13 protein-coding genes and 1 other RNA gene are annotated in these 16,853 nt (G+C 55.9%); all 14 read left to right on the top strand.

What is annotated here, in order from left to right:
- The first annotated feature begins 145 nt into the window (after positions 1 to 145).
- Positions 146 to 1,276, top strand: coding sequence for a Fic family protein (locus MIH18_RS00290; protein ID WP_249013569.1), 1,131 nt, complete (start codon positions 146 to 148; stop codon positions 1,274 to 1,276).
- Positions 1,277 to 1,326: 50 nt separating this feature from the next.
- An RNA gene (ffs, locus tag MIH18_RS00295) (signal recognition particle sRNA small type) lies at positions 1,327 to 1,423 on the top strand.
- Between the two features lie 185 nt (positions 1,424 to 1,608).
- On the top strand, positions 1,609 to 3,585 hold the full coding sequence (dnaX, locus tag MIH18_RS00300) for a DNA polymerase III subunit gamma/tau (RefSeq protein WP_249013570.1): 1,977 nt from the start codon (positions 1,609 to 1,611) through the stop codon (positions 3,583 to 3,585).
- 4 nt (positions 3,586 to 3,589) lie between these two features.
- Positions 3,590 to 3,913, top strand: coding sequence for a YbaB/EbfC family nucleoid-associated protein (locus MIH18_RS00305; RefSeq protein WP_249013571.1), 324 nt, complete (start codon positions 3,590 to 3,592; stop codon positions 3,911 to 3,913).
- Between the two features lie 23 nt (positions 3,914 to 3,936).
- Positions 3,937 to 4,539 carry a recombination mediator RecR gene (gene recR / locus MIH18_RS00310; protein ID WP_249013572.1) on the top strand — a complete coding sequence of 201 codons (603 nt, stop codon included), beginning with the start codon at positions 3,937 to 3,939 and terminating at the stop codon, positions 4,537 to 4,539.
- Between the two features lie 24 nt (positions 4,540 to 4,563).
- The gene (locus MIH18_RS00315) at positions 4,564 to 5,712 is read left to right on the top strand and encodes an HRDC domain-containing protein (RefSeq protein WP_249013573.1); all 1,149 of its coding nucleotides are present in this window, start codon (positions 4,564 to 4,566) and stop codon (positions 5,710 to 5,712) included.
- A complete protein-coding gene (locus MIH18_RS00320; RefSeq protein ID WP_249013574.1) occupies positions 5,709 to 6,005 on the top strand; it encodes a YcgL domain-containing protein in 297 nt (98 codons plus the stop codon). Before MIH18_RS00315 ends, MIH18_RS00320 begins: the two co-directional genes overlap by 4 nt.
- Positions 6,002 to 6,451, top strand: coding sequence for a YcgN family cysteine cluster protein (locus tag MIH18_RS00325; protein ID WP_249013575.1), 450 nt, complete (start codon positions 6,002 to 6,004; stop codon positions 6,449 to 6,451). The genes MIH18_RS00320 and MIH18_RS00325 overlap by 4 nt, the downstream gene beginning before the upstream one ends.
- Complete coding sequence (locus tag MIH18_RS00330) at positions 6,451 to 6,789, top strand: hypothetical protein (protein ID WP_249013576.1); 339 nt, start codon at positions 6,451 to 6,453, stop codon at positions 6,787 to 6,789. The genes MIH18_RS00325 and MIH18_RS00330 overlap by 1 nt, the downstream gene beginning before the upstream one ends.
- Before the next feature lie 72 nt (positions 6,790 to 6,861).
- Positions 6,862 to 8,964, top strand: a complete 2,103-nt coding sequence (locus tag MIH18_RS00335; RefSeq protein WP_249013577.1) for a VWA domain-containing protein — start codon at positions 6,862 to 6,864, stop codon at positions 8,962 to 8,964.
- A 17-nt stretch (positions 8,965 to 8,981) separates the two neighbouring features.
- A complete protein-coding gene (locus MIH18_RS00340; protein WP_249005060.1) occupies positions 8,982 to 9,824 on the top strand; it encodes a MoxR family ATPase in 843 nt (280 codons plus the stop codon).
- A gap of 18 nt (positions 9,825 to 9,842) precedes the next feature.
- On the top strand, positions 9,843 to 11,021 hold the full coding sequence (locus MIH18_RS00345) for a VWA domain-containing protein (RefSeq protein WP_249013578.1): 1,179 nt from the start codon (positions 9,843 to 9,845) through the stop codon (positions 11,019 to 11,021).
- A 191-nt stretch (positions 11,022 to 11,212) separates the two neighbouring features.
- Entirely contained in the window at positions 11,213 to 12,889 is a 1,677-nt protein-coding gene (locus MIH18_RS00350; protein ID WP_249014577.1) for an AMP-binding protein, read from the top strand.
- A 55-nt stretch (positions 12,890 to 12,944) separates the two neighbouring features.
- On the top strand, positions 12,945 to 16,811 hold the full coding sequence (gene hrpA, locus MIH18_RS00355; protein ID WP_249014578.1) for an ATP-dependent RNA helicase HrpA: 3,867 nt from the start codon (positions 12,945 to 12,947) through the stop codon (positions 16,809 to 16,811).
- Positions 16,812 to 16,853: the final 42 nt, after the last annotated feature.

A 16,853-nucleotide genomic window follows, 5' to 3' on the forward strand; every position in this document is an offset into this window, starting at 1 on the left:
AAAACAAAACGACGGTTTGAGCGAGACTTGGCACCGGGAAAACGAAGCCTGACATTTGCGGTTGATGACTTGGGTTTGATGTGTGAGCCGAATAAAGATTATAATCGGCTCAATATTTGAACCAAAAAAGAGATTTAATCGGCTCATGTACATCTGGGAACACATTGGGTGGCCGCATTTTGAATGGGATGAGGCCAAATTGCGTCCGAATCTGGATGCTGTGCGTTTGTTGCAGGGCAGATTGCTGGGGCGGACAGACGTGGCTCCGGAGCAGACGGATCTTGACGTGGAAATGGACGCCCTGATTCAAAATGCCATTCGTACCAGTGAAATTGAGGGCGAACATCTCGATGTGAGTTCGGTGCGTTCGTCAGTGGCACGTCAGCTTGGCTTGGAAAGTGCCGGCGTGTTCGGGAAAACCACCCCCGTTTCCGATTCTTTGGTAAAATTGCTTTTGGAAGTTACCCAACAAACAGATTCCCCTTTAACTGTTGAGCGGCTTTGTCAGTGGCAGTCCATGCTTTTCCCGGATTCCTCCGGAGGATTGTCAAAGGTGCTGGTTGGTCAGCTGAGGGGTGAGCAGCCAATGCAGGTGGTATCTGGACGAATTGATCGGCCAAGGGTGCACTTTGAAGCGCCGCCTCGTGACAGGTTGGAAGCTGAACTAGCTCTCTTTATAAATTGGTTTAACAATTCCCCTGAGCATCTCGATTTATTGCTTCGTGCGGGTATTACCCATCTTTGGTTAATTACCTTACATCCATTTGATGATGGAAACGGGCGTGTCACAAGAGCTTTAACGGATCGCGCACTTGCCCAGGCAGAACTGCAGTCAGTGCGTTTTTATTCCCTCAGTGCAGCCATTATGGCGCGCCGCAGTGCTTATTATGACCACTTGGAGCAAGCTCAGAGTGGCACCCTCGACATTACTTCTTGGCTCGTCTGGTTTGTTAGTACCTTGGAAGAAGCCTTGCAACAAGCGCTATTAAGAGTGGATCGTGTGCTGTCGAAAGCACGATTCTGGCAGCGCCATGCCAGTACCGTTCTGAATGAGCGCCAGATTAAAGTGCTGAACCGATTGCTGGATACGAAGGGTGAAGAGTTTGATCAAGGTATAAATGCACGCAAATACCAGTCATTGGCGAGAGTCAGCAAAGCAACGGCCACGCGAGACCTGGCCGAGCTGTCCGAAAAAGGCTGCTTGCTTAAGTTGCCGGGCGGTGGGCGGAGCACGCGTTATACGGTTGCTCTTGTAGTACCTTATGGGGTTTGTTAGTATGCGCCCCGCTTTCAGGGAAACATTCTGAAACGCCGTTATGGTGGCCCTATTGGTGCCTTCGCAACATGAAACCGTGAACCCGGTCAGACCCGGAAGGGAGCAGCCGCAGCGGTCGATATGTGTGCCGGAGTGTCGCTGGTGGGGCCACCACCTGTTTTAGCCCCTATTTTCTGTTTTTGCTTTCCTGTCAATTATCGTTATCTACCCGCTGTTTTCCTTGTCACTTTCTCGATTACTATTTAATCACTCTTCATTACGTCTACCCTTTGTTTTTCGGTTTTAGCATCCATGCTAGTATTAACGCTATTTTTCACGGCAATTGGCGAACTATGAGCTACCAGGTACTTGCCCGTAAATGGCGCCCGCGCACCTTCGAAGACATGGTGGGGCAGGAACACGTGCTTCAGGCGTTAATTCACGCGCTGGAAAGCCAGCGCCTGCACCATGCCTATTTGTTTACCGGCACCCGCGGTGTGGGTAAAACCACCATTGGCCGCCTGTTGGCCCGCTGTTTGAACTGTGAAACCGGCATTACCGCGAAACCTTGCGGTGTTTGTGGCAGCTGCCGCGAAATTCAGGAAGGCCGCTTTGTTGACCTGATTGAGATAGACGCGGCCTCGCGCACCGGCGTTGACGACATGCGTGAGCTGACAGACAACGTGCAGTATTCGCCCACCCGTGGGCGCTTTAAGGTGTACCTGATTGACGAGGTGCACATGCTTACCACTCAATCGTTCAACGCCTTTCTGAAAACCCTGGAAGAGCCGCCAGAACACGTTAAATTCCTGTTGGCCACCACCGATCCCCAGAAGCTGCCGGTGACGGTGTTATCGCGCTGCCTGCAGTTCAATTTGAAGCGGATGACGCCGGAACACATCGCCGGCCATTTGAACCACGTACTGACCGCTGAAAAGATTCCTTTTGAAGAGCCGGCCCTGTGGCTTCTGGCGCGCGCAGCGGACGGCAGTATGCGCGATGCCCTGAGCCTGACCGACCAGGCAATTGCGTTTGGTAACCAGCAGTTGGCAGCAAGCGATGTCAGTTCCATGCTGGGCACGATTAATCAGCGTGATATCGAAAGCCTGGTAGGCACTTTGGTTGGCCGTGATGGCCCGGCATTGCTAACAGAAATTAGCCGTATTGCTGATTTTGCGCCGGATTACGGTGTAATTCTGGCGGATCTGTTGTCGCTGTTCCACCGGGTGACGATGGAGCAGGTGGTGCCTGGCAGTGCGGACAACGCCTTGGGCGACGCGCACCAGATTCATGCGCTGGCTAAGAAGCTGAGTGCCGAAGACGCCCAGTTGTTTTACCAAGTAGCGTTGATGGGGCGCAAAGATCTGGCGATAACGCCGGACGCGCGCATGGGATTCGAAATGACGCTGCTGCGTATGTTGGCATTCCGGCCCGGAACCGCTCGCCGGGAACCGCCCACGGCGATTGCTGCGGAGTCGGCACCGGCCGGAAACCGCGATGAACCAGACCCTGTTGCTGCTAGTTCGAATCAACCTGCAGCGCCAGTACCCGCAAAGCCGGAGCCTGTGGCCCCGGCAGCTTCGGCGGCGCCGCCAGCAGCAGCACGAATGCCGGTTGAGTCGATTCCACCTTGGGAGCCTCAGCCTGGCACAGACGTAGATTACCCTGACGACGGTGCCCTTTACGGCGCTGATGAGGCGTTTGAGGCTTCTGCCCCAGAGCAACAGCCGCTGCCCGCAGAGCCCGAGCATCAGCCAGCTCAGCAGAATCAGTCAGAGCCGCAATCTGCTGTTCAGCTAAAATCGCAGCCTGATGACCAGCCACTGCCATTGGCCAGTGAATCGCCAGCGCAGCCAGAGGTAGCGGAGGAGACATTACCGGCGGGTGAATTTGTTTGGCAGCGGGATTTTCGCAGCTTGAATATTGCGGGCATGCCGGGGAATCTGGCCAGCCACGGCTCTATGCTGCACCAAGGCAATGACGTGCTGCTGACCATTGACGAGGGCCACGCGCGGCTGCTGAACGCCCGCCACGAAGAAAAAATTCTGGCCGCCTTGAGAATTCGTTTCGGTGACGCCACTGAATTACGTATAGAAAGGGGGCAGCCAGACGACACGCCGGCTGCTTATGAAGAGCGCCAGCGCAAGGTTCGGCAGCAGGCGGCGGAGCAGGCCATTCGCACCGACCCGCTGGTACAATCGATTGTGGATCGATTTGCTGCCCGCGTGGTGGAAGACAGTATTCGACCGATTGAAGTCCCCAAAAAGCGCCCGGCCGACGACAAGAGTCAGGCCGATATAAAGAGCCCGGCCGGCTCAAACAGGAGATAACGTGATGACGGACAACATGGGCGAGCTGATGAAAAAAGCCCAAAAAATGCAAGAAAACATGCAAAAAGCCCAAGAAGAAATCGCCAAAGCAGAAGTGACTGGCGAATCCGGTGCGGGGCTTGTGAGGGTGGTAATGAACGGCCGCCACGACGTTTGTAAAGTGGAGATTGATCCGTCTTTGATGAGCGAAGAAAAAGACATTCTTGAAGACTTGCTGGCGGCGGCAGTGAATGACGCCGTGCGCCGTGTGGACGCCAATCAGAAAGACAAAATGTCTGGCATGATGTCGGGTATGGGTCTTCCTCCCGGCTTTAAGATGCCTTTCTAACTTATTGAATTTTAGGGAATATTATGGCGTTCAGTCCTCTGGTGGATGAGTTGGTTGAAAGCTTGCGGGTGCTACCCGGCGTAGGCCAGAAAACCGCCCAGCGTATGGCTTTTCATTTGCTGGAACGCGCTCGCAGTGGCGGTAGCCGCCTGGGTGATGCTTTGGGCCGGGCCATGTACGGCGTGCGCCGCTGTGATTGCTGCCAGAATTTTGCCGACACCGACGTCTGCGGTATTTGCGAAAACCCGGAGCGCAACACCGGTGTGCTGTGCGTGGTGGAAAGCCCGTCAGACCTGTTGGCCATCGAGCAGGCCGGTGACTACCGCGCCGGTTATTTTGTGCTGATGGGGCATTTATCCCCCATTGATGGCATTGGGCCGGAGCAGATTGGCATTGACCGGCTGGTTCACCGGGTGCGCGATGAAGGCGTGACCGAGTTAATACTGGCCACCAATCCCACCGTGGAAGGCGAAGCGACGGCGCACTACATTGCCGACCGCCTGGCCGACAACAACGTACTGATTACCCGGCTGGCCCACGGCATTCCGGTGGGTGGCGAGTTGGGTTATGTCGATGGTTTTACCCTGACCCACGCTTTCCGCGGCCGCAAACCTTTAGCTGGCTAAGCCATTTCCCGATCGGGCAATTTTATGAATGCGAATGAACTTCCCCGGCTGACAGCGCCGGCGCCATCCGAGCCGGTGCTATGGCTGGAGACCCCTGAGCAGCTGGACGACTGGCTGGCGGCGCAGCCCACAGAGCCTTTGACCCTCGATACCGAATTCGAGCGGGTGAGCACCTACTACCCGATACCGGGCCTGGTGCAGCTTGGGCTGGCCGATCAATTTCGCCTGGTGAACCCGGAAGTGGCTGAGGCCTCTGCCGGTTTTCGCGCGGCCTTGGAAGACGGGCAACGCCCGAAGCTGTTGTACGCGGTGAGTGAAGACCTGGAACTGTTTCGCCATTGGTTGGGCATTCCCATGCAGGGCGTGATTGATCTGCAGTTGGGCGTGGCCTTTGCCGGGCTCGGGTTTTCTATGGGTTACGCCAAATTGGTTGAAAGCCTGTTTGGTGAAAGCCTGGACAAAACGCTTACCCGCTCTAACTGGATTTCACGGCCTTTGAGCGATTTACAGCAGCGCTACGCCATTGATGACGTGCGCTTTTTAAAGCCGATTTATGACTGGCTGCAAAACGTTTTACCCAAGCGCGGGCTTCAGCAGGCCTTGGTGGAAGAATCCGCTCGCTTTGCTGCAGACCTGGCAAGCCAGGACGATCCCACCCGGCATTATTTAAAGCTGCGCGGCGGTTGGCCCTTAAGCGCCTCGCAGCAACAAGTGCTGCAGGCGTTGGTTAGCTGGCGCGAGCGCGAATGTCATCGCCAGGACAAGCCCCGTAACTGGGTAATGGCAGACCCTTTGTTGCTGGCAATGGCCGAGACGCAGCCCAAAACCCTGAACGCTCTGTCAGACATTCAGGGCCTGGCATCCGGCCAGGTTCGGCGCCACGGCGATGCTCTGCTGGCGCTGATCGCAAAAGCAGATGCGGCCGATGATGTGGCCATAGAGCCGATTCCGGCGTCGTTGACCCGAGACCAGCAGGGCGTTTACAAGCAGTTGAAAAAACATTTTGTGCGTGCTGCGGAATCGGCTGATATTCCTATAGAATTGCTGGCGCCGCGCAAACGCCTGGAAGCCGTTGTGCAGCAACAGCAGCTGGCGGGTAACCCGTTTTTTGAAGGCTGGCGCAGCCAGATACTGGCTCCGGTTCGGGGCACCATCGAGGAACTGCTTTCGTGACCAAAACCCGCGACTTTGTTTCCGTTTTTCGCAGCAGTAAAAAGCCCGATACCTATCTGTATGTGCGCCGAGGGCACCTTTGGGATGATTTGCCTGAAACCCTGCGCACCTTGTTTGGCAAGCCGGTACACGCCATGGATTTGGTGTTGACACCCGAGCGTAAACTGGCTCGCACCAGCGCCGAACGGGTTCTGGCGGGCATTGCGGACAAAGGCTTTTTACTGCAGATGCCGGAAGAGCAGGACATGGCGATTGTCGAGTTCAAGATGAAACTGGGGCAGCGCAACCGATGATTGCTCAGGTGCCATTCTGGCAGCGCAAACGCCTGCATGAGATGACACCGACCGAGTGGGAATCTCTGTGTGACGGTTGCGGGAAGTGTTGCCTGAACAAGCTGGAAGATGAAGACACCGGTGAGGTATACCACACGGATTTAGTGTGCCAGTACATGGATACTGACACCTGCGGTTGCACGGTTTACCCCGAGCGGTTGAAAAAAGTACCCGGATGCACGCTGATTACGCCGCAAACATTGCCGGATTATCACTGGCTGCCCTCTACCTGTGCCTATCGCACTCTGGCAGACGGTCGCCCATTGGCCGATTGGCACCCGCTGCGCAGTGGCGATCCGCAATCCGTGCACGATGCGGGTGTGTCGGTGCGCGGTAAGGTGGTGTCAGAGGCCGCCGTGGCCGAGCAAGACTGGGAAGAACATATTATTCACTGGGTAATGACATAATGGATGCGGAATTGCAGAACGTGTACTGGCTGTTTTGGGCCGCCTACGGTGTAGGCCTGGTGCTGTTTTTATGGATGATGCAGCGGTTGTTGCGATTTTTGCCGTTTTACGGTTTGCGCACACTGTTGCTGGCTGCGTTGGCGGCTATTCTGGTGGCCCCGGTGGAATCTGTAGACATAGCGGGTTGGTGGATTCCGGCATGGTTGTACGGCGGTTATGAGCTGATTCTGGGTGACAGCGTTGCGGCCAGCGCTGCCTTGTTAAATATTGCCTTGGCCGGCATGGTATTGCTGCTGGTGTGGATTTTGGACCTGGTGCGTTATCGGATGAAACGCTGAGCGTTGAACAATAAATCAGCGGCTGTTCATTTGATGGCCGTTTTACACAGGGAAAACGTGGTGGGACGTTTCATGAAACCAACTCTGGTAGCGCACAAAATACTGTGGCGCGCGCTTATTATTACGCTGGTGGCGGCGTTTGCGGGAATGGTCCAGGCTCAGGCCGAGCAGGGGGATAGCCCGCAGCTGCCGGGCGCGGTGGACGTGCGCATTATTGTTGATATTTCCGGCTCTATGAAGCAGAACGACCCGCAAAATCTACGCCGCCCGGCGGTGCGCTTGTTGGCCCGATTGCTGCCCGATGGCGCGACGTCCGGTGTGTGGACTTTCGGCCAATACGTGAACATGCTGGTGCCCCACCGCGAAGTCAGTGATGCCTGGCGCGATATGGCCATTGCGCAAAGCGACGCGATCAATTCCGTGGCCATGCGCACCAATTTGGGTGCGGCCATTGAAACCGCCAGTGATGGTTACTTTACCGGTGGCGTACTGAGTAACACTCACTTTATCGTGCTTACCGACGGCAAGGTGGACATTAGCCGAAACCCCAGCGCCAATAAAGCCGAAGCTAACCGCATTCTGGATACTTTGGTTCCGCCGTTGAAGCAACAGGGCGCGCGGTTTCACGCAGTAGCGCTGTCGGCCGAGGCAGACACCGAGTTTCTGCGTAAACTGGCCTCCGATTCAAACGGCAGCTTTCACGTGGCAGAAAATGCGGATGATTTGAGCCGCGCCTTCCTGGACGCTTTTAACGCCGCCGTGCCGCAAGAGCAGACGCCCATAGACGACGACGGCTTTATGGTAGACGCCGGTGTAACCGAATACACCGCGCTGATTTTCTGGGGCGACAATGAAACATCTGACAACCGCGCCTTGGCTTTGAAAGCGCCCGGTGCAGACGCGACCACCTTGCAGCAGCACCCGGACAATATTCGCTGGGCTCGCGAACCGGGTTATGACCTGATTACCGTAACCGACCCCGTAGCCGGCCGCTGGAGCCTGGACGGCCAGCTAGGCGAGGGCAGCCGTGTAAGCGTAGTGAGTGATTTGCGGATGATTGTGAGTCCCATTCCCGGCACCTTCTCCATTGAGAAACCGCTGGCGATTCGAGTCGGGCTGTTTGACGGTGATGAACCGATTACCAATGCCGATTTTCTGAGTGTGCTGACCGTTAACCTGACGCTGGCTAATGAAGATGGCCGTAGCGGTACCAAGGTGTTGTCAGAGCAGAGCCCGCCAGCAGATGGCGTGTATCGCTATAACATTGCCGAAATGCCGACCGCCGGCCAGTACCAGGTGATTGTGGAAGCGCGCAGCAGTACCTTTGCGCGCAAGTTCTCTGGAACTACGCGGTTTGAACCTGCTGCCGGTGCCGAAGCGTCCGCCGCAGACGCGCCACTGTTTGCACCTGAAATTGACGTCGCTAATCCGTTTAAGCCCGTTACCCCTGCGGAATCCCAGCTGCTGGTAGATGCAGCGCCTTCGGCTGCGGAGGCGCCCGCGTCTGAACTTGTCAACGAACCTGCTGCAGACGTTGAGCCTGTAGTCGAGCCTGTAACTGAGCCCGAGCCAGCCAAGGATCCTGAGCCAGCCCCTGAGCCGGAAGCAGCTATACCGCCAATAGACGTATCTGAGCTGGACAAGCCCGAGCTAGCAGAGTCCGAGAACGCGGATTCTGCAATAGCGCCTTGGATGATGGCCGCCGGTGCCGGTGTTCTTCTGGTGCTGGCCCTGTTGATCTGGCTGCTGCTGCGCAAACGCAAAAACATCGATGAAACCGATGCGGAAGCGGGCGCCGAAGCAAACGTGGAAGCAGAAGCGGCTGCGCCCGTTCCAGCCCCGGAAGTGGCTGCCGTGCCGGTGATTACCGACATCGACGAGCCGGAAAACGTACCGGAACTAAGCCCGGATGACCTGATTGAGCCAGAACCCGCCGCTGAGCCCGTGGTTGACGAAACCTCAGTGCCCACCATAGAGCCACTGCCCGAAGAAACCATACCGCTGATAGAGCCGGAAGAGGACGACCCTGAACCTTTGGCTTTTGATGACGATTTTGACCTGTCTGAATTTGACGACCTGCCAGACGCCGAAGTTGAAAAAGGCGCTGAAAAAGGCGCTGAAAAAGACACGGACCCTGAGCCAAAGAAAACGCCCGACAACGATCGCAAGAAGTAACTTACAGGACCCAGAACATGAAATTTACCGGCACCGATAAATACGTCGCCACCGACGACCTGCAAATGGCTGTGAACGCGGCTATAACGCTGCAACGCCCGTTGCTGATCAAAGGTGAGCCCGGCACCGGCAAAACCCTGCTGGCGGAAGAAATAGCGGCGGCCTTGGGCAAGCGTTTGATTCCCTGGCACATCAAGTCCACCACCAAAGCCCAGCAGGGTCTGTACGAATACGATGCGGTGTCGCGCCTGCGGGATTCCCAGTTGGGCGATGAGAAAGTGAAAGACATCAGCAACTACATTATTCCCGGCAAATTGTGGGAAGCCTTCGCATCCGAAGAGCAAGTGGTGTTGTTGATTGATGAAATCGACAAGGCCGACATTGAGTTCCCCAACGATCTGTTGCAAGAGCTCGACCGCATGGAGTTCTACGTTTACGAGACCCAGCAGTTCGTAAAGGCCAAGTATCGGCCGATCATTGTGATCACCAGTAACAACGAAAAAGAACTGCCCGACGCCTTCCTGCGCCGCTGCTTTTTTCACTACATCAGCTTTCCTGACCAGGGCACCATGCAAAGCATTGTTGACGTGCATTTCCCGGGTCTTCAGCAGCAGGTCGTACGCGATGCCCTGGAAGTGTTTTTTGACGTGCGCAAGGTGCCTGGCCTGAAGAAGAAGCCGTCTACCTCTGAGTTGATTGACTGGCTGAAGCTGCTGATGGCCGATGAGCTGTCTGCCAAGATGCTGCACCAGAAAGACAGCAGCAGTGCTTTGCCACCGCTGTACGGCGCTCTGGTGAAAAACGAGCAGGATGTACACCTGTTGCAGAAGCTGGCGTTTATGGCGCGCCGCCGCGGTTAGTCTTAAAGGTAGGGTTTTATGCTGATCAATTTTTTTCTGGAAGTGCGACGGGCGAAAGTGCCGGCCAGCCTGCGGGAGTTTCTCGACTTGCTGGAGGCCCTTCAGCAACGCCTGGCTTTCGCAGACATGGAAGAATTCTATTATCTGGCGCGCCTGTGCCTGGTCAAAGACGAGCGCCACTACGATAAATTCGACCGTGCTTTCAAGGTGTATTTTGAGGGCATCGAGCATCTGGACGAGTTGCTGCAATCGCTGATTCCCGACGATTGGCTGCGGGCCGAGTTTGAAAAGCACCTGAGCAATGAAGAAAAGGCGAAAATCGATTCCCTGGGCGGCCTGGAAGAACTGATCGAAACCTTCAAAAAGCGCATGGAAGAGCAGAAAGAGCGCCACGCCGGCGGTAATAAATGGATCGGCACCGGCGGCACATCGCCCTTTGGTGCGGATGGCTACAATCCGGAAGGCTTTCGTATCGGCCAGAAAACAGGCCGCCACGGTCGCGCGGTAAAAGTGTGGGAAAAACGCGAGTTTAAAGACCTGGATGACAGCGTTACCCTAGGCATTCGCAACATCAAAGTGGCGTTGCGCCGGTTGCGTAAATTTGCCCGCCAGGGCGCCGCTGACACCCTGGACATGGACGACACCATTCGCTCCACCGCCCGTAACGCCGGATACCTTGATCTGAAAATGGTGCCCGAGCGCCACAACGCTGTAAAAGTGCTGATCTTTTTTGATGTGGGCGGTTCTATGGACCCACACATTCGCGAATGTGAAGAGCTGTTTTCAGCGGCGCGGCTGGAATTCAAGCACATGGAGTATTTTTACTTTCACAACTTCATTTACGAGGGCGTGTGGACCCAGAACGTTCGGCGCACCAACGAGGTAACGCCGACCTGGGAACTGCTGAATAAATACAGCTCGGATTACAAGGTTATTTTTGTCGGGGACGCCACCATGGCGCCTTACGAAATCAGCCATCCGGGCGGCTCTATTGAACATTGGAATCAAGAATCCGGCGCCACCTGGTTTCAACGCATTACCGATCATTTCCGCAAAGTGGTTTGGCTGAACCCCTTGCCAGAGGCCTTTTGGGCGCAGGGCGGCTCTATGGCCATGGCCCGTCAGCTGGTGGATAACCAGATGTATCCGCTGACGGTGGAAGGCTTGGAAGGCGCGATGAAACAGCTGAGTAAATAGCGGTAATTTGCAGGAAAATGAATAAGGTGGTGGGTAGAAACTGCTATTTGCTTGAGCTCAAAACTGCTATTATTTCATCGACTCTGCGACTTAGACTTTCGTCGACTTGATTTCAGCGAAGAAACTCAGTCGCACAACTTGCCAGGCCTAATATTATAACTAGAAAAGCCCAGACAGGAGTTCGAGTAATGATGAGTTTCGAACAGTTTTACCAAGACAAGTACCCACAAGGTGTGTCGTTGGATGTCGATCTGGCAAAATACTCAAGCATGGTTGACGTGTTCAATCAGGCGGTAATCAAGTACGCGGACCGCCCTGCGGTGTCTGCTGTTGGCGTTACCCTCAGTTATAAAGATCTGGATGTTCAAAGCCGTAATTTTGCAGCTTGGTTGCAGAATAAAACCGACCTTAAGCCCGGTGACCGTATTGCCGTTCAAATGCCGAACGTGTGTCAGTATTTGGTGGTTACCTTTGGTGCCATGCGCGCCGGGCTGATTGTGGTGAACACCAACCCGCTGTACACCACCCGCGAAATGGAACACCAGTTTAACGACTCGGGCGCAAAAGCGCTGGTGGTGCTGGCTAATATGGCCGCCAACGCGGAAAAAGTGCTGCCCAATACCAGCATTGAACACGTGATTGTGACCGAAGTGGCGGATATGCATTCCACCGTTAAGCGCACGTTGATGAACACGGTGGTCAAGCACGTCAAGAAAATGGTGCCTGCGTACAATTTGCCCCAGGCCCACAAATTACCCGCGGTGCTGGCAGCCGGCGCGCGCGAGAAGTTCACTCCGGTTGAATGCAAACAGGACGACATCGCCGTGCTGCAGTACACCGGCGGCACGACCGGCGTGGCCAAAGGCGCCATGCTGACCCACGGCAATCTGGTGGCAAACCTGCTGCAGATTCGGCCGATGCTGGAAGACAATATTATTGAAGGCAGAGAAGTGGTGATTGCACCGCTGCCGCTGTATCACATCTACTCGTTCACTCTGAACTGCGGCACCATGTTGGAAGCCGGCGCCCACAACGTGCTGATTCCCAATCCGAGGGATATAAACGCTTTTGTGAAAGAGCTGCAAAATCATGAATTCACGGCGTTTCTGGGTCTGAACACGCTGTTTGTGGCGCTGTGTAATAACGAAGAATTCTGCAAGCTGGATTTTAGCCATCTGAAGCTGACCGCTTCCGGCGGCATGGCGCTCACGTCCACGGCGGCGAAAACCTGGAAGCGGGTGACCGGCTGCGACATTTGCGAAGGTTATGGCATGACTGAAACCTCGCCAGTGGTGAGTTTTAACCCGCGCAGCGCTATTCAGCTGGGCACCATTGGTTTGCCTCTGCCGGGTACTCTGCTGAAAACCGTGGATGACGATAACAATGAAACGCCCTTTGGCGAGCGCGGCGAGCTTTGTGTTAAGGGCCCGCAGGTCATGCGCGGATACTGGCAGCGCCCGGACGATACCCGTAAATCCCTGACCGACGACGGCTATTTGCGCACGGGTGACGTGGCTGTTATTCAGGAAGATGGCTACATTCGCATTGTGGATCGTAAGAAAGATATGATTATTGTGTCTGGCTTCAACGTATATCCCAATGAAGTCGAAGATGTGATCACCGGCCACCCTAGCGTGCTGGAATGCGCCGCGGTGGGCATACCTGACGAAAAAAGCGGTGAAGCCGTAAAAGTGTATCTGGTTGCTTCCAAAGACGGTGTGACCGCCGGTGAGCTGAAAGAGTTTTGCCGTGAACGCCTGACGGCCTACAAAGTGCCGCGGCATTTTGAATTCCGCACCGAGTTGCCAAAAACCAACGTTGGCAAAGTGCTGCGCCGCGAACTAAGGGAAGAAGCAAGCAATCAATAAATCTTCAACTGACACTGTTTCTGCAACGCCTCCTGAGCATGGCGCTCTTAATGGCATAACGGAGCAGCTTGGCGCCTGCGCGCAGCTAGAATCCGCCCGCATAAGTCGAACTCTTGCCCGCGCCAAAGGCCGCCCAGACACCAAAGAGCTGGAAAAAATTGGCCGCTGGCTGCAGGCCGGGCAGGAAAAAGTGCAGTCGCGCCAGCGCTTGCACAAACCGGCCAGCTTCCCTGAGGGCTTGCCGGTTTCGGAGCGGGTAGACGACATAGCCGCTGCTATTGCGGACAATCAGGTGGTGATTATTGCCGGTGAAACCGGCTCTGGTAAAACCACCCAGATTCCAAAGATTTGCATGAACGCCGGCTTGGGTATTCGTGGCTTGATTGGCCACACCCAGCCCCGGCGTATTGCCGCCCGCAGCGTGGCGGCGCGCATTGCCGAAGAGCTGGGCGAACAAACCGGCCGGCAAGTGGGTTACCAGATTCGTTTTACCGATACCACCTCCGAAGATTCCCGCCTGAAAGTGATGACGGACGGTATCCTGCTGGCGGAAGTCCAGCACGACCCGTTTTTAGACCGTTATGACACGCTGATTATCGACGAAGCCCACGAGCGCAGTCTGAACATCGACTTTTTGCTGGGGTATCTGAAACAGCTGCTGCCAAAGCGGCCCGACCTTAAAATCATTATTACCTCCGCCACCATCGAGCTTGGGCGCTTTAGTGAGTTCTTCAATAACGCCCCGGTGATTGAAGTCAGCGGCCGTACCTTTCCGGTAGAAGTGCGCTATCGCCCATTGGTCGGCGATGACGACGACCGGGATCAGGGCTGGACCGACGGCGTCTTGCAGGCGTTGGAAGAAATTGAGCAGCACGAGCGCAGCGCCAGCCAGCCGCCAGGTGATGTATTGGTGTTTATGCCCGGCGAGCGGGAAATTCGGGCCTTGAGCAACGTGTTGCGCCACGCCGAGCTGCGGCACACCGAAGTGCTGCCGCTGTATTCGCGGCTTAGCAATCAGGAACAGAACCGGGTGTTCCAGAGCCATCGCGGCCGTCGTTTGGTGTTGTCTACCAACGTGGCAGAAACCTCGCTAACGGTGCCGGGCATTCGTTACGTGGTGGATACCGGTGTGGCGCGCATCAGCCGCTACAGCGTGCGCTCGAAAATTCAGCGCTTGCCTATAGAGCCGATTTCCCAGGCCAGCGCTAACCAGCGCGCCGGCCGCTGTGGGCGAGTGGCACCGGGCATCTGTTTTCGCCTGTATGACGAAAACGATTTTATCAATCGCCCGGAATACACTGACCCCGAAATTCTGCGCACCAATCTGGCCTCGGTGATTTTGCAGATGGCCACCTCGGGCCTGGGTGATATTCGTCACTTTCCGTTTTTGGAATCGCCGGATAATCGCCAAATAAACGATGGCTACAAACTGCTTGAAGAGTTGGGTGCGGTCACCGACAAGCGCCGGGTAACCGCGGCTGGTCGCACCATGTCGCGCCTGCCGCTAGACCCGCGCCTTGCTCGCATGCTGGTGACCTCTGCGGAGCAGGGCAGCCTGAGTGAAGTGCTGATTATTATTGCCGGGCTGAGCGTGCAAGACCCCCGTGACAGGCCGCAAGACAAACAGCAGCAGGCAGACCAGGCCCATGCGCCGTTCAATGACAAAGAATCCGACTTTGTTACCCTGCTGAATATCTGGAATTTTTACGAAGAGCAGCGCCAGGAACTGTCGCTGAATCAGCTGAAAAAAGTCTGTCAGAAAAACTTTCTGAGCTGGATGCGCATGCGCGAATGGCGTGACGTGCACCGCCAGCTGACGCTGATTTGCCGCGAACAGAAGCTTAAGTTGAACCCCCAGGCTGCCAGCTATCAGTCGTTACACACCGCGGTGTTGTCGGGTTTGTTAGGACAGGTGGCAACAAAGTTTGAAAACCGCGAATACATGGCTACGCGCAATCGCAAGCTGCTGATATTCCCGGGCTCGAAGGTGGCGAAAACCGCGCCCAAGTGGATTGTGGCCACTGAAATTGTGGAAACCAGCCGGGTGTTCGGGCGCATGGTGGCGTCCATTCAGCCCCAGTGGATAGAGCCCTTGGCCGCCCACGTGGTAAAGCATCACTATTTTGAGCCGCACTGGGAGCAAAAACGCGCCCAAGTGATGGGTTTTGAAAAAATCACCCTGTACGGCTTAGACATTGTTCCGCGCCGTGCCATTGTTTACAGCGACATTGACCCGGCCGCCTGCCGCGACTTGTTTATTCGCCACGCCTTGGTAGACGGCGATTACCGCTCAGGGGCGCCGTTTATTGAACTTAACCGGCTAATGTTGGAATCGGTCGAAGACCTGGAAAAGAAAACCCGTCGCCGGGATTTGCTGGTAGACGACGAAACCCTGGTGGCCTTTTACGATCAGCGCTTGCCGGCAGACATCGTCAGCGGTCGCCATTTTGAGCACTGGTGGAAAAATCTGGAAGCCGCCGAGCTCAAAGCTCTGGAGCTGACCGAAGAAGACGTGCTGCAGCGCCCGCTGGACGCCCAGGCGGGTGCCCTCTACCCGGATTTTCTGGAGTGGGAGGGAGTGAAATACCCGCTGGATTACGAGTTTGAGCCCACCAGCGAGCGCGATGGCGTGACTCTGCGGGTGCCATTGATGGCACTGAAACAGATTCCGGCGCGTCGCCTGGAATGGCTGGTGCCCGGATTGCTGCGGGAAAAGTGTATTGCGCTGGTGAAAGGGCTGCCGAAATCCCTGAGGCGTAATTTTGTCCCGGTGCCGGATTTCGTCGACGCGGCTCTGGCCAACCTACAGCCTTCTAACGAGCCGCTGGCGTTGCAACTGGGCGCGCAACTGCGGCGCATGACCGGGGTGCAGATAGACCCGCAAGCCTGGCAGCAAAACGATCTGCCACGGCACCTGCGAATGAATCTGCGGGTGACCGGCGACAAAGGCGCGGTTATCGCGGAAAGCCGTGAAACCGTTGATTTGCAAAACCAGCTTGAGGCTAAAGCCGAGCAGGCCTTGGCGTCAATTACCGCCACCGACAGCAAAGACGAGACCACTACAGCGACTCATTCCAGCTGGCAGTTCGGCACCTTGGCCCAGCAGGTGCAAACCGAAAAAGGCGGTATGCAGGTGACGGTGTATCCGGCTCTGGAGGACCTGGGCAAAGACGTGCGGCAAACCCGCTGCCTGGACTCGTTAACGGCGGAAACCATTACCCGCAAGGCCATCGCCCGGCTAATTCTGAATCGTTTCGCCAACACCCTGGACGATCTGGAACGCAAGCTGCCGAAATTCAAACAGGCGGCGCTGATGTTCGCACCGGTAGGGCAGGCGCGCATTCTGCTGGACGACCTGCTGCTGTCGACCGCCATGCAGCACTTTCTGGGTGGTTCGTTACCGCGCAGCCCGGAGGCGTTCGACGTTTGTTTTAACCAGCATCGGGGCGACTTTATTCCCGCGCTCGAAACCGCGGTAGACCACCTTCATCAGGCCATGCACGGTTACCAACAGGTGGCAAAGCGGCTGAAGGGCAAGATTAATTTGGCCCTGGCCAATTCCATGGCCGACATTAAGTTCCAGATGCGGAACCTTGTTTACCCGGGGTTTTTGGTGAACACGCCGGCGCAGTCGCTGGCCCAGTTCGGGCGTTATTTTGAAGCGGCTCTGGTACGGTTTGAGAAGATGCCGCGGGAGATGGGCCGCGAGCGGGAGTTCCTGCATACCATTGAACCGCTGTGGGCGCGTTACGCCAGCAAGCTTGTAGAGCAGCAACGCCAGGGTGTTAAAGACCCGGAGCTTGAGCTTTACCGCTGGATGCTGGAAGAATACCGGGTGTCGTTTTTCGCCCAGCAGTTGGGCACGCAGATGACAGTGTCTATCAAGCGCCTTGATAAGCAATGGCAGGCTACCCGGGTGTAATGGGAACGCGGGCAAACGCCGGTGACTGTGGTAACCTTTTTC

The sequence above is a fragment of the Marinobacter sp. M3C genome (assembly GCF_023311895.1).
In the GTDB taxonomy this organism is placed as follows: Bacteria; Pseudomonadota; Gammaproteobacteria; order Pseudomonadales; family Oleiphilaceae; genus Marinobacter.